12 protein-coding genes are annotated in these 13,500 nt (G+C 70.1%); 9 read left to right on the forward strand and 3 right to left on the reverse strand.

Features of this window, described 5'->3' with window-relative positions:
- Nucleotides 1–93 precede the first annotated feature (93 nt).
- Together OG407_RS03270 and OG407_RS03275 are read right to left on the reverse strand one after the other, a co-directional pair.
- On the reverse strand, nt 94–534 hold the full coding sequence (locus tag OG407_RS03270; protein ID WP_405854808.1) for an Lrp/AsnC family transcriptional regulator: 441 nt from the start codon (nt 532–534) through the stop codon (nt 94–96).
- A 23-nt stretch (nt 535–557) separates the two neighbouring features.
- Nucleotides 558–1,907, reverse strand: coding sequence for a transaminase (locus tag OG407_RS03275; protein WP_405854810.1), 1,350 nt, complete (start codon nt 1,905–1,907; stop codon nt 558–560).
- A gap of 447 nt (nt 1,908–2,354) precedes the next feature.
- Here OG407_RS03275 and OG407_RS03280 point away from each other — a divergent pair, with 447 nt between their 5' ends.
- The 9 genes from OG407_RS03280 to OG407_RS03320 all read left to right on the forward strand — a co-directional run bounded on the left by OG407_RS03280 (nt 2,355) and on the right by OG407_RS03320 (nt 10,709).
- The gene (locus tag OG407_RS03280; protein ID WP_405854812.1) at nt 2,355–3,803 is read left to right on the forward strand and encodes a sensor histidine kinase; all 1,449 of its coding nucleotides are present in this window, start codon (nt 2,355–2,357) and stop codon (nt 3,801–3,803) included.
- Nucleotides 3,800–4,222, forward strand: a complete 423-nt coding sequence (locus OG407_RS03285; RefSeq protein ID WP_405854814.1) for a roadblock/LC7 domain-containing protein — start codon at nt 3,800–3,802, stop codon at nt 4,220–4,222. Before OG407_RS03280 ends, OG407_RS03285 begins: the two co-directional genes overlap by 4 nt.
- Nucleotides 4,219–4,581, forward strand: coding sequence for a DUF742 domain-containing protein (locus OG407_RS03290; protein WP_405854815.1), 363 nt, complete (start codon nt 4,219–4,221; stop codon nt 4,579–4,581). Before OG407_RS03285 ends, OG407_RS03290 begins: the two co-directional genes overlap by 4 nt.
- Nucleotides 4,553–5,176 (forward strand): GTP-binding protein, encoded by a 624-nt coding sequence (locus OG407_RS03295; RefSeq protein WP_405854817.1) that lies wholly within the window; start codon nt 4,553–4,555, stop codon nt 5,174–5,176. Before OG407_RS03290 ends, OG407_RS03295 begins: the two co-directional genes overlap by 29 nt.
- The gene (locus OG407_RS03300) at nt 5,173–6,399 is read left to right on the forward strand and encodes a cytochrome P450 (RefSeq protein WP_405854819.1); all 1,227 of its coding nucleotides are present in this window, start codon (nt 5,173–5,175) and stop codon (nt 6,397–6,399) included. The genes OG407_RS03295 and OG407_RS03300 overlap by 4 nt, the downstream gene beginning before the upstream one ends.
- Nucleotides 6,396–7,622 (forward strand): cytochrome P450, encoded by a 1,227-nt coding sequence (locus tag OG407_RS03305; protein WP_405854821.1) that lies wholly within the window; start codon nt 6,396–6,398, stop codon nt 7,620–7,622. The genes OG407_RS03300 and OG407_RS03305 overlap by 4 nt, the downstream gene beginning before the upstream one ends.
- 227 nt (nt 7,623–7,849) lie before the next feature.
- Nucleotides 7,850–8,470, forward strand: coding sequence for an L-threonylcarbamoyladenylate synthase (locus tag OG407_RS03310; RefSeq protein ID WP_365304894.1), 621 nt, complete (start codon nt 7,850–7,852; stop codon nt 8,468–8,470).
- A gap of 124 nt (nt 8,471–8,594) precedes the next feature.
- Nucleotides 8,595–9,356: a dienelactone hydrolase family protein gene (locus OG407_RS03315; RefSeq protein WP_405854823.1), complete on the forward strand. Its 762-nt coding sequence runs from the start codon at nt 8,595–8,597 to the stop codon at nt 9,354–9,356.
- Nucleotides 9,357–9,572: 216 nt separating this feature from the next.
- The gene (locus OG407_RS03320) at nt 9,573–10,709 is read left to right on the forward strand and encodes a glycoside hydrolase family 64 protein (protein ID WP_405868255.1); all 1,137 of its coding nucleotides are present in this window, start codon (nt 9,573–9,575) and stop codon (nt 10,707–10,709) included.
- Nucleotides 10,710–10,768: 59 nt separating this feature from the next.
- On the opposite strand, the gene OG407_RS03325 is transcribed toward OG407_RS03320, so the two are convergent.
- A complete protein-coding gene (locus OG407_RS03325) occupies nt 10,769–13,141 on the reverse strand; it encodes a M4 family metallopeptidase (protein WP_405868257.1) in 2,373 nt (790 codons plus the stop codon).
- Between the last annotated feature and the right edge of the window lie 359 nt (nt 13,142–13,500).

Here is a 13,500-nt window from a genome sequence, read left to right on the forward strand (position 1 = left end):
GCCGGGTGACATTTCCGACATCCCCATTAGACGCCTGTGCGATCACTCCGGCATCCTGAGCTTCTTTGGCCCCTTTGGCTTCTTGGGCGCGCGTCAGCCCACGTCCCACAGGAACCGGTGCGTGTGGATGCCGAAGTACGGGAACGACCGGACGCTCCGCACCCCTTCGATCGGCCGCACCACGTCGTTGACGAAGTCGAGCAGGTCCCGTGGTCCCGGCGTGACCACCTCGGCGAACAGGTCGAAGCCGCCGGAGGTGAGCACGGAGTACACCACCTCGTCGCGCAGGGCGAGTTGGTCGGCTACGGCACGCGGGTCGCCGTCCACCTCGATGCCGAGCATGGCCATGGCCTGCCCGCCCATGGCCATCGGATCGGTCACGCCGACGACCTGAACCGCCTTGGAATCCAAGAGGCGTTGGAGCCGCTGCCGGGCGGCCGACGCGGACAGTCCGACCCTCGGTCCGAGGTCGGCGTACGCGATACGTCCGTCGGTCTGCAGCTCGCGCAGGATGGCCCGGTCGATGTCGTCCACGTGCTTGTCTCCAACTCCCTGTGTCAGTTGGCCAGTTCGGCGAGCGCGTCGGCGAAGACCCGGGTGTGGGTGTCCACGTCCTGCTCGGTGGTGTCGGGGCACATCAGCGCCATGCTGTGGAACGGGGTGAGCAGGATGCCCCGGTTGGCGAGGTAGAGGTGGAGGAAGTCCTCCAGCTCCGGGTCACCGGCTGCCTCGGACTCGGTGCCGGTGCGCGGTGCCGGGGAGGCGAAGCGGTACTCGCTGCGGGCGCCGAGACGGCTCACCGTCCAGGGCAGGGCGTGGGCGTCGATGCCCTGCTGCACCCCGGCCGCGAAGCGTTCGGACAGCTTGGCCATGTGGGCGAACGCCTCGTCGGTCAGGACGTGTTCGAGCGTGGCGCGCATCGCGGCGACGGACAGCGCGTTGCCCGCGAGGGTGCCGCCGACGCCGCCCATGTCGACCAGGTCCAGGTCGGCTCGGCCGAGCAGGCGGTCGGCGAGTTCGACGGAGAGGCCGTAGGCACCGGCCGGGATGCCTCCGCCGATCGCCTTGCCGATGGTGAGCAGGTCGGGTTCGAGGTCCCAGGCGGCGGTGCAGCCGCCCGGTCCCGCGGAGAACGTGTGGGTCTCGTCGTTGATGAGCAACGTGCCGTATTTCCTGGTCAGTTCGCGTACGGCGGCCAGGTAGCCGGGCTCGGGCAGCACGATGCCGATGTTGGTGAGTGCCGGTTCCATGAGGACGGCGGCGACGTCTCCGTGCGCCAACTCCCGTTCCAGCTGGGCCGGATCGTTGAACTCGGCGACACGGCTGGTGAGCGTGACATCGCAGGGGGCGCCGACATTGCCGGGGCGGGCGGTGCCGTGGCCGTCCGGTCCCACGACGATGAGCGACTCGTCGACGCTCCCGTGATAGCTGTAACTGTTCACCAGGATCTTGGGACGGTCGGTGACGGCACGGGCAAGCCGGATCGCCCAGCGGTTGGCGTCCGTCGCGGTCAGCGCGAAGCTCCAGCGGGCGAGCCCGAACCGGCGGGTGAGTTCCGCGCCGACCCACTCGGCGTCCTCCGTCGGCAGCATCGCCGTAGCACCGCCCTGCTCGGCGAACCGCCGCCGCACCGCCTCCGCGACGACGGCCGGCGAGTGCCCGGCCATCGCTCCGGTGTCACCGAGGCTGAAGTCGACGTACTCGTGACCGTCGATGTCGGTGACGCGGGCGCCCCGGGCGGTGTCGAGGTAGCGCGGAAAGGCTCCGGCGGTCTTGTTCATCCAGGTCATCGGCACCCGCCCGAAGAGATGCTCGGCACGCGCGTAGGCAGCCTTCGACCGCGGGTTGAGCCGCTCGGCGTCGGCGCTCTCACGGGCGAGGAGGTCCTGCAGGCGGGTGCGGTCCATGGGGTACCTCGGTGGCGTCGGCGACGGAATATCCGGACCATATGGCGGAAAGGGGCGAGGAGGCAAGGTATGGCCGCTGAATCAATTGCGGCGACGATCGATTCACGCTCTCGTTCCGACCCGACATGAAGCCCGGCCCGGAGTACCGCTTGGTCGCGGCCACGGGCGTGGCGATCGCGAGGCACGCGGACGTCGCACGGCGCACCTTGAGTCGGCACTCCACCGACCTGGAGCCATTCACTCAACTCTCTTTCCCCACAGGCCATTTCAGACACTTGCCACAGAAGCGAACAGAGGCCGGTCAGTTTCGGAGGGAACTCCTGTTACACCGTGCGAGAGCGGTCGATGACGGTGTGTACTGTGCTCCGGGCGCCCCGCCTGAGGGACCGGAACTCAGCCTCAAGGGCCCCGGCTCAGCCCTGCCCGACTTCGCTTGGACTCGATTCGATGACCGAATTACCGGACCTGGTGGCCGGTGCGCTCGCCGCCGGCACGCTGTCCGCGCTGGCGCTCGGTGCCGGGCTGCTGCGGTCGCGGCGTCAACGTGCCCTGCAGCGTGCGGAGATAACCGCGCTGCGGGACCGCCTGGACGGCGTTCAGGCGGCGTTGGCAGCCGAGGTCGAGCATCTCGCGGTGCAGCGGATTCCGGCCGCCGCCCGGCAGCTCACGCATCCGCGGGTCACCGTTCCGGGGCCCGGGCAGCCGCAGTTCATCGGCTCGCCCCTCGGCATCGCCCTCGAAAGCGTGCTGAACGCGGCGCGTTCGGAACTCACCGCGCAGCGCACCCGCATCGACGCCGCCGCGCAGGCCGGGATGCGCGGGGCGACCCGGGAGATCCAGGCCGCGCTGTACCGGTTGCAGGACGCCCTGCGCTCGCTCCAACAGCGGTACGACGAGCCCGAGTTGGCGCAGACCCTGTTCATGCTGGACCACGAGAACGAGCAGTCGCTGCGCCGTGCGCAGGTCGCGGCCGTCGTGTGCGGGGCCTGGGTCGGGCTCGCGCGTGAGGAGTCGCACCTCGTCGAGGCCGTCACCGGCGGACAGGCCCGGCTCGCCGGGTACCACCGGGTACGGGTGCACAACCACCTCGAAGCCGGTACCGCGCTCGTCTCGCACGCCGTGGAACCGGTCGCCGTCATCGTCGCCGAACTCATCGACAACGCGCTGCGGCACTCCGCCCCGGACACCGACGTCGTGGTCAACCTGGAACACGTGCACCACGGCGCCTGCGTCACCGTCGACGACGCGGGGCTCGGCATGACCCAGGACGAACGCGACCACGCCCGGCGGCTGGTGGCCGGTTCCGACCCGATCCTGCTCACCGACCTGGGCGACCCGCCGCGCATGGGGTTCGCCGCGATCGGCCGTCTGACCCGGCAGTTCGACCTGAGCGTCGACGTGTCCTCGCCCTCCCCGTACGGCGGCGTCCGCGCGGTCCTGCGCATCGACAGCCATCTCCTCAGCCGTATCGACCCCGAGCGGCAGCCCCCCGCGGCCGGCGCCCCGCGCTCGACCCGCCGGGCCCCCGCACCCACCCGCACGCCCGCTCCCGCACCGGCCCACTCCTACGGTTCCGAGCACGCCGAACAGGCCGGAGCCGACGCGTCCGGGCATCAGGCCGTACCCGATGCGGGCGGCCTGCCGCGACGCCGTCGCCGGACCCCGGCCACCGCACCGGTCGCACCGGCCACCCCGTCCGCCCGGGAGACGCACCAGCCGGAACGCAGCCCGGAGCAGGCAGCCGCCGCACTCGGCGCCCTCCAGTCCGGCACCGCCGCCGCGCGCGCCGCGAACGACGACGCCGGAACCGCCGTAGGAGAACGGGCCGTGGCGGCCGAAACAGTGACAGCGCGCGAGACGCATCAGACCGACTACGAAGGGGGAGCGGCTAGATGACCAGCCGCGATGGGGGCGACACGGCGTGGGCGCTCGATCCGATCCTGGAGGTGCCGCATGTGGTGGCGGCGGTGCTGCTGACCCGGGACGGGCTGGTGCGGGGGTACACCGACGCGCTGTCCCAGGCCTCGGGCGAGCGGGTCGCCGCGATCACCAGCACGGTGCAGGGGGCGTGCCGTACCGCCGCGGCGGCGTTCGCCGACCAAGAAGGGGCGGAGATTCGGCAGGTGGTCATCGAGTCGGACCACGGCTATGTGCTCATCGTCCCCACGGATCACGGGACTTGTGTGGCGGCCTACGGGGACACCGAGGTGCGGCTGGATCTGCTGGCGCACCGGGTGCACTCGCAGGTGGCGCGGCTGGGTGAGAAGGCGATGGCCGCCGCCCCGCGGGGAGTTGACGGCGGCGCACCGGCATGACGGGCCGCCGCGGCGGCCGTCCTCTGGTTCCCGCGTATCTGTCGACCGGCGGTGTGGCCCGGCCCAGCCGCCCGCACCTGGAGCGGCTGACGGTGCTCAGCGGCAGTGGCGAGCCCGCCCCGGCCGACCTGTCCGCGGCTCAACTCGCCCTGCTGGACGCCCTGTACGGCGGTTCGCTGACGGTGCTGGAGGCGGCGGCCCTGCTGGAGCTGCCCGTGTCCGCGGTGCGGGTCCTGGCCGCTGGTCTTCTGGACCGGAGCCTGGTGCTCGCCCGCGCTCCGATCCCGCCCGCCGAACGCTTCGACCCCGACCTGCTGAAGAGAGTCGCAGATGGCCTACGCGCCCTCAAGCACCACTAGCGGCAGCACGACCGGTGGCGTCCATCTGCCGGACACCGCCCGCGAGTTGGTCAAGATCCTGATCGCGGGTCCCTTCGGGGTGGGCAAGACGACGCTCATCGACTCCGTGTCGGAGATCCGGCCGCTGCACACCGAGGAGCGGCTCAGCGAGGCGTCCGTCGCGGTGGACGATCTCGACGGGGTGCGGGAGAAGTCGACGACGACCGTCGCGATCGACTTCGGCCGGATCAGCCTGCCGGGCGGGATCGTGCTGTACCTGTTCGGCACGCCCGGACAGGAGCGGTTCCGGGCCCTGTGGCAGGACATCGCGTACGGCGCGCTCGGGGCGCTCGTCCTGGTCGACAACCGCCGCATCGACGCCTCGTTCGACGTGCTCGCGCTGGTGGAGGAGAGCGGCCTGCCGTACGCCGTCGCCTTCAACACCTTCCCGGACGCGCCCCGCCACCACACCGAGCAACAGCTGCGCGCCGCCCTGGACTTGGAGCCCGGCACACCCCTGGTGACCTGTGACGCCCGGGACGCGGACTCGTCCCTCGACGCGCTGCTCGCCCTGGTCCAGCATCTGATCGACCGCGACCCTCCGGAGCACCGGTGACCACCACTTCCCCCGTCGGCCCCACCCGACCCGTCCGACTGTGGGAGGACGGCTTCGCGCTGGATCCCTACGGCTACTACGCCGCCCTGCGCGCCCAGGGACCGGTCGGCTGGGCCGAACTCGCCCCGGGCGTACCGGCGTACGTCGTCACCGAGCGGCGGGCCGCGCTGGAGCTGCTGCGCGACACCGGCACGTTCTCGCACGATCCCCGGCCCTGGGAGTCGACGGTCGCCGAGGACTCGCCGGTTCTCGGGATGATGCGCTGGCGGCCCAACTCCCTGTTCTCGGACGGCACCGAGCACGTCCGCTACCGTGCCTCGCTGATCGACGCCTTCGAGCGCATCGAGCCGCACGACCTGCGCGCCCGGGTGCACCGGGCGGTGCATGTGCTGGTGAGCCGGATCGGGCCGCGCGGACAGGCCGATCTGGTGGGCGAGTTCGCGCGGCCGTTGATGGCGCTGGTGTTCAACAGCCTGTTCGGGCTGCCCGACAGCCAGAGCGAGCGGCTGGACCGGGCGCTGGGCATGATGATGGAGGGCGGCGCCCAAGCGGCCGAGGGCGAGGCCGAGTTCGGCGGTTACGTCCTCGAACTCATCGCCGCGAAGGCCGAGTCACGCGGCGACGACCTCCCGAGCTGGCTGCTCGACCATCCGGCCGGGCTCACCCCGGAGGAGGTCACCTGGCAGGTGTTCCTCACCCTGGGCGCGGGCCACGAGCCGACCGCGAACCTGGTGTCCAACGCCCTGTCCCGCATCCTCGGCACCTCGGTCTACTACTCCACGCTGACCAGTGGCGCCCGCCCGGTCATGGACGCCGTGGTGGAGGTCCTGCACCACGAGACCCCGCTCGCCAACTACGGCATCCACTACGCCCGTTCACCCGTGACGTTCCACGGCGCGTGGATCAGGCCCGCGATCCCGGTCGTCGTCTCGTACGGCGCGCTCGCGCACTTCGCCGAGCAGGAGGTCGTCACCGGCAGGCATCCCAAGGACGCCTCGCACCTGTCGTGGTCGGCGGGCCCGCACGCCTGCCCGGTCAAGCAGCACACGCTGCTGATCGCGACGGAGGCGATCGAGCGGCTCACCCTGTGGCTGCCGGACCTCGAACCCGTCGTACCGCGTGCGGAGTTGACCTGGCGGCCCGGCCCCTTCCATCGTTCGCTGACGTCCCTGCCCGTGCGGTTCAGCCCCCGCTCCCCCGACCAGCCAGGAGACCTGTCGTGACCGTGTCCGACCGCATCGCCCTCGACCCGTTCGGCACCGACATGGCCGCCGAGAGCGCCAAGTTGCGTGCCCTCGGCCCGATCGTGCCCGTCGAACTGCCCGGCGGCATCCCCGCCTGGGCCCCCACCGGCTACGACACCCTCAAGGAACTGATCCTCGACCCGCAGGTCAGCAAGGACCCCCGGCTGCACTGGAACCTGTGGTCGGAGATGGGCGAACACCCTTCCTGGGGGTGGGCGTTGGGCTGGATCGGCGTCATCAACATGCTCTCCACCTACGGCACCGACCACGCCCGCCTGCGCAAACTCGTCGCGCCCAGCTTCACGCACCGGCGCACCGAGGCGATGCGGACCCGGGTGGAGACGATCACCGTGGAACTGCTCGACGCGATGGCGGCCGACGACGCCGAAGTCGTCGACGTCAGGGCTGCCTTCGCCCGACCGCTGCCGATGCGGATCATCTGCGAACTGTTCGGTGTGCCCGACGAGTTGGTGGACGACACGGGCCGGCTGATCGCGGCCATCATGGACACCTCGGACCCGTCCCCGGAGCACGCGGCGTCCGTGCAGCGGCAGATCGGCACGGTGCTGCCCGCGCTGATCGCCCACCGCAGCGAGCACCCCGGCGACGACCTCACCACCGAACTGATCCGGGTCCGCGACGAGGACGGCGACCGGCTCAGCGACGAGGAACTCCTCTACACCCTGCTGCTGGTGATCGGCGCGGGCTTCGAGACCACGGTCAACCTCATAGGCAACGCGATCGTCGCCCTGCTCAGGCGCCCCGAGCAGCTGGCGGACGTGCGCGCCGGGAAGATCGGCTGGGACGCGGTCGTCGACGAGACCCTGCGCGTCCACCCCTCCATCGCCTCGCTGCCGCTGCGGTTCGCGGTGAGTGACCTCACCGTCGGCGAGATCACCGTCCCGGCCGGGGACGCCATCATCACGACGTTCGCCGCGGCGGGGCTCGACCCCGCGCACTACGGCCCCGACGCGGACGTCTTCGACGCGGCCCGCGGCGCCGACGACCACCTGGCGTTCGGCATCGGCGTGCACCGCTGCATCGGGGCGCCGCTCGCCCGCGTGGAGGCCCTGACCGCGCTGCCCGCGTTCTTCGACCGCTTCCCGGACGCCCGGCTCGCCGTAGCGGCGGACGAGCTGCGCCAGGTGCCGTCGTTCATCGCCTTCGGCTGGCAGGAAGTACCGGTGCGGCTGCACGGCTGAGCCGCGCGCCCCCCTCTGTACCGCTCCCGCACCCGAGGGCGGTGGAACCGCCCCGCCGCGGCCACGGGGGGATGGGCCGCGGCGGGGCCGGTCCTGCCCGGGTTCGGGGGAGAGACCCGAGCGCTCTCGTCGGTTTCCCCGGATTCACCGGGGTACACACCCGCCGGACCGGCCGGCCGCAACGGCCCCGCGCGGCGACCCGCGCGGGCACGGCATAAGCTCGGCGGGTGGCCAAGTACTTCGACGTGCATCCGGACAATCCGCAGCCCCGCACCATCTCCCAGGTCGCGGACAGTGTGCGCTCGGGTGCGCTGATCGCGTACCCGACCGACTCCTGCTACGCGCTGGGCTGTCAGCTGGGCAACCGGGACGGCATGGAGCGGATCAAGACGATCCGGCATCTGAACGACCGGCACCACTTCACGCTGGTGTGCCAGAACTTCGCCCAGCTGGGCCAGTTCGTGCACATCGACAACGACGTGTTCCGCGCCATCAAGGCCTCCACGCCCGGCAGTTACACGTTCATCCTCCCGGCGACCAAGGAGGTGCCGCGCCAGTTGCTGAACACGAAGAAGAAGACCGTGGGCGTGCGCATCCCCGACCACGTCGTCACCCAGGCGCTGCTGGCCGAGCTGGGTGAGCCGCTGCTGTCCAGCACCCTGCTCCTGCCCGACGAGGAGGAGCCGATGACCCAGGGCTGGGAGATCAAGGACCGGCTCGACCACGTGGTGGACGCGGTGGTCGACTCCGGGGACTGCGGTACGGAACCGACGACCGTCATCGACTTCTCGAACGGCGAGGCCGAGATCGTCCGCAAGGGCGCGGGCGACGTCTCCCGCTTCGAGTGACCCCGGTTCCGCTTCGAGTGACCCCGGCGGAGGGGCCGTAGGCAGGCGTGCCACGATGATCGGAACACGCCGCTCCGGGCCGGCTGTCGGCCCGGCGCCCATCCGCCAGGGAGGCACCTCCACCATGACCGCCGTACAGGGCACAGCCGTGGACATCCCCACCGAGGACGGCATCGCGGACGCCTATCTGGTGCATCCCGGTGACGAGCGTCCCCGTCCGGCCGTGCTGCTCTACCAGGACGCCTTCGGGCTCCGCCCCCACCTGAAGTCGATGGCCGACCGGCTGGCCGAGGCCGGTTACACGGTCCTGGTGCCGAACGTGTTCTACCGGGAGGGCCGTGCGCCCGTGGTGGAGCTGCCCGAGTTCATCGATCACGACGGACGTCCGGAGATCTTCGAGAAGGTCGGCCCGCTGATCATGGGGCTGGCTCGGCATCCCGAGCTGATCAAGCGGGACGCCGGGGCCTATCTGCGCTGGCTGGCCGACTCCCCGCTGGTCGTCGACGGGCCGATCGCGATCACCGGGTACTGCATGGGCGCCCGCCTCGCGCTGTACACCGCCGGTGCCTACCCGGACCGGGTGGCGGCCGCCGCCGGTTTCCACGGCGGACGGCTGGCCACCGACGACCCGGACAGCCCGCACCTGGCGGCCGAACACATCACCGCCGAGCTGTACTTCGGCCACGCCGACCAGGATCCCTCGCTGCCCGAGGACCAGATCAAGCGGTTCGAGGACGCGCTCACCGCGGCCGGTGTCCGGCACCGCTGCGAGGTCTACCCGGGCGCGCAGCACGGCTACACGCAGGCCGACACCTCGTCGTACGACGCGAAGGCCGACGAGCGGCACTGGGTCGCGCTGCTCGACCTGCTGGACCGTACGTTCTGACCGGCAGACCGCTTTCACTGATTCAATCCAGGTGCCCACGGCGCGAGTCGCCGTGGGCACCTTTCGTTCAACTCATTGACATGCTCGCGCCTCGGCGCGACTCTGAGAGCGCTCTCACAGAGGTACGGACCAATTGTTCGTACACCCCCCACACGGAGGTGAGCAGTGCTCCTCAGACTCGTACGTCGACTAGGTGCCGCGACCGCGGTGGCCACGATGATCGCGCTGGCCACACCGGTGACGGCGGACGCCGCGGTGCCCGCCACGATCCCGCTGAAGATCACCAACAACTCGGGCCGCGGTGACGCGGTCTACATCTACGACCTGGGCACCAACCTGACCACGGGCCAGCAGGGTTGGGCCGACGCCAACGGCACGTTCCACGCCTGGCCGGCCGGGGGCAACCCGCCCACCCCGGCGCCGGACGCGTCGATCGCGGGCCCGGCGGCAGGGCAGTCCAGCACCATCCGGATCCCCAAGTTCTCGGGCCGCATCTACTTCTCGTACGGCCAGAAGCTGGTGTTCAAGCTGACGACCGGCGGTCTGGTGCAGCCGGCCGTGCAGAACCCGACGGACCCGAACCGCAACATCCTCTTCAACTGGTCCGAGTACACGCTGAACGACTCCGGGCTGTGGATCAACAGCACCCAGGTCGACATGTTCTCGGCGCCGTACGCGGTCGGGGTGCAGCGGTCGGACGGGAGCACGGCCTCCACCGGGCATCTCAAGTCGGGTGGTTACACCGGGTTCTTCAACGCGCTGCGCGGGCAGCCGGGCGGCTGGGCCAACCTGATCCAGACCCGGTCCGACGGAACGGTTCTGCGAGCGCTCTCACCGACGTACGGGATCGAGACCGGCGCCCTGCCGAGCACCGTGATGGACGACTACATCAACCGTGTCTGGTCGAAGTACTCGTCGTCGACGCTGACCGTGACGCCGTTCGCCGACCAGCCGAACACGAAGTACTACGGCCGGGTGTCGGGCAACGTCATGAACTTCACCAACAGCTCCGGGGCGGTCGTCACGACCTTCCAGAAGCCGGACGCGGCCAGCATCTTCGGCTGCTACAAGTACCTCGACGCCCCCAACGACCTGGTACGCGGACCGATTTCACGCACGCTGTGCGCGGGCTTCAACCGGTCCACGCTCCTGGTCAACCCCAACCAGCCGGACACCACCACGGCGAACTTCTACGTGGACACGGTGACCAACCAGTACGCGCGCAAGATCCACGCGCAGATGGCCGACGGCAAGGCGTACGCGTTCGCGTTCGACGACGTCGGCGCCCAGGAGTCCCTGGTGAACGACGGGAACCCGCAGCAGGCCTACCTGACGCTGGACCCGCTGAGCTGAGAAACCGGAACACCCCGCACGCCTGGGGGCGCGTGCGGGGTGCCGGACTCACGGATCGATCAGCTGGTCGTGACGGCGGTGTCGTCGATGACGAAGCTGGTCTGGAGCGAGGAGTCCTCGACTCCGCTGAACTTCAGGGCGACCGTGGTGCCCGCGAAGGCCGACAGGCTGAAGGACTTCGCGACGTACCCGGTGGCCGCGTTGAGGTTGGAGTAGGTGGCCAGGGTGGTCGATCCGGCGGTGACCGTCAGCTTGTCGTACGCGGTGCTGGTGGTGGTCTCCGCCGTGTCGATGTGGATGTAGAAGGTGAACGTCGTTCCCGTGCAGCCGCTCGGGACCGTCACCGACTGGGACAGCGTGTCGGTGTGGGTCGAGCCGTAGCCGTCGAGCCAGGCCTTGTAGGAACCGGTGCGGGCCGCCTGGCTGGTGGAGCTGGTGATGACGCCGCTGGACGCGGTCCAGGTGGTGTTGCCCGACTCGAAGCCCTGGTTGCCCAGGAGTTGGGTCGAGGTGCAGCTGCCGCCGCCGGTGGCGCTCACCGTCCAGGTGAAGGACGCCGTGCCGGTCGCGCCGGTGGAGTCGGTCACCGTGACGGTGGTGCTGTAGGTGCCGGCGGTCGTCGGGGTGCCGGTGATGGCGCCCGTGGAGCTGCTGATCGACAGGCCGGTCGGCAGTCCGGTCGCGGCGTAGGTCAGGGTGCCGCTGTTGGTGCTGCTGGCCGTGACCGCCAGGCTCACCGCCGTGCCGACGGTCGAGGACTGGCTGCCCGGGTTGGTCACCGTGACACCGCTGGTGGGCACGGTGATGTGGCTGCCGACGTTGATACCGGCGAAGGCGTTGCCAACTCCCGCGTACTGCGCGGAACTTGAACCGTACAGCGACGCGGCGGCGCTGAGTGCGGCGGTGCGTGCCCCGGCGTAGTTGGTGCTGGACGTCATGTACGTCGTCAGCGCCTTGTACCAGATCTGCAGGGCCGCGGCCCGCCCGATACCGGCGACGGCCACACCGTCGGACGTGGTGCTGGTGTAGCTGGTGCCGTTGATGACCTTGGTGCCGCTGCCCTCGGAGAGCAGGTAGAACATGTGGTTCGCCGGGCCCGAGGAGTAGTGCACGTCGAGGTTGCCGACGCCGGAGTACCAACTGTCCGCGGAGCCGCCGTCCTTGCTCGGCTTGTCCATGTAACGCAGCGGCGTGCCGTCGCCGTTGATGTCGATCTTCTCGCCGATGAGGTAGTCGCCCACGTCGGTCGAGTTGTTGGCGTAGAACTCGACACCGGTGCCGAAGATGTCCGAGGTCGCCTCGTTCAACCCGCCTGATTCACCGCTGTAGTCGAGCCCGGCGGTGTTGGAGGTGACGCCGTGGCTCATCTCGTGGCCCGCAACGTCCAGCGAGGTCAGGGCGTGGGTGCTGCTGGTGCCGTCGCCGTACGTCATGCAGAAGCAGTCGTCGTCCCAGAAGGCGTTGACGTACGCCGTGCTGTAGTGGACGCGCGAGTAGGCGGCGACGCCGTCGTTCTTGATGCCGCTGCGGCCGAAGGTGTTCTTGTAGAAGTCCCACGTCATCTGCGCGCCGTAGGCCGCGTCCGCGCCGGCGGTCTGGGTGTTGGAGCCGGCGCCCGTACCCCACACGTCGTCGGAGTCGGTCATCAGCGTGCCGGTGCCCGACGTGCCGTTGTTGAGGCTGTACGTCTTGTGGCCGCCGCGCGTGGTGTCGTAGAGCTGGTAAGTCGAGCCGGAGAGCGTGGTGTTGAGGGTCACCGTGCCGCTGTACTGGGTATTGCCGGTGCCCGTCTTGATCCCCTGGTAGCGGTAGAGCTCCTTGCCGCTGGAGGCGTCCGTGACGACGTGCAGCTGGCTCGGCGTGCCGTCGTCCTGGAAGCCGCCGATCACGGTCTCCCAGGCGAGCTTCGGCGTGCCGCTGCCGGCCCAGATGACCTTGCGCGCGCTGTCGGTGGAGGGGCTCTTGGCGTCGAGGGTCTTGGCGGTGGTGAGCGCCTTGGTCTCGGCGGCCGTCTTGGAGAGGGACGCGGTGGTGGAGGGGACCGTGACGGTGCGCTTGTTGTTGAACGTGGCGCTCACGGTACCCGTCGCCACGGAGGCGGGCGGGGTGTGCACGACGAGGTCGCCGCCGAGGACCGGGAGGCCCGCGTAGGTGCGCTCGTAGCGGGTGTGGACCGTGCCGTCGTTGTCCTTGACGACGTCCCGGACGACCAGCTTCTCCTTGGCGCCGAGGCCGAGGGTGCGTGCGGTCGCCGTGCTGTTCTGCGTGGCGCTCTTCACCAGCGCGGAGCGCTGGGCCGGGGTGAGCTTCGCCTCCAGGCTGCCGGTGAGCAGCGGGCTCGGGTGGGGGGATGCGGGCTTCGCGGTCGCGGGCACCGACTGGATGCCGACGGCCAGGAAGGCGGCGGTGGAGACCAGGGCTCCTACCGCCATCCGCTTGCGGGGGATGCGTCTCACTCTTAACTCCTACTGCGACGACCGCGGACGCGGCCGGTGACAGACCGGGCAGCCGGGTCTGCTGTCCGGGAAGAGCCGAGCTGTGCGGGACCGGTACGAACTTTGACCAATCCGTGGAGGATCCGTGGGGGTGGCTGGGTGGAGGATGACAGTCTTGACCCGTCCATGTCACCCAGGTCAGGGGCACTCAAGGGTTTTCCCTCTGTCAGGGATTTCGCTACAAGTTCCGAAATTATTCGTGACGGCTGAGCCACGCCGGCGAAACAGACCCTTCCTAACGTCGCAGTCAGCCACAGAGGTCCCATCAGCCGCATTACGGCCGTCGGACCGATAAC

The sequence above is a fragment of the Streptomyces sp. NBC_01515 genome (assembly GCF_045040345.1).
Lineage (GTDB): Bacteria > Actinomycetota > Actinomycetes > Streptomycetales > Streptomycetaceae > Streptomyces.

Bases quoted from the DNA above. Each gene is read 5' to 3' on its own strand.
- OG407_RS03290 (WP_405854815.1), top strand. From the start codon at position 4,219: ATGACGGGCCGCCGCGGCGGCCGTCCTCTGGTTCCCGCGTATCTGTCG.
- OG407_RS03325 (WP_405868257.1), bottom strand. From the start codon at position 13,141: ATGGCGGTAGGAGCCCTGGTCTCCACCGCCGCCTTCCTGGCCGTCGGC.
- OG407_RS03315 (WP_405854823.1), top strand. From the start codon at position 8,595: ATGACCGCCGTACAGGGCACAGCCGTGGACATCCCCACCGAGGACGGC.
- OG407_RS03280 (WP_405854812.1), top strand. From the start codon at position 2,355: ATGACCGAATTACCGGACCTGGTGGCCGGTGCGCTCGCCGCCGGCACG.
- OG407_RS03320 (WP_405868255.1), top strand. From the start codon at position 9,573: ATGATCGCGCTGGCCACACCGGTGACGGCGGACGCCGCGGTGCCCGCC.
- OG407_RS03295 (WP_405854817.1), top strand. From the start codon at position 4,553: ATGGCCTACGCGCCCTCAAGCACCACTAGCGGCAGCACGACCGGTGGC.
- OG407_RS03275 (WP_405854810.1), bottom strand. From the start codon at position 1,907: ATGGACCGCACCCGCCTGCAGGACCTCCTCGCCCGTGAGAGCGCCGAC.
- OG407_RS03285 (WP_405854814.1), top strand. From the start codon at position 3,800: ATGACCAGCCGCGATGGGGGCGACACGGCGTGGGCGCTCGATCCGATC.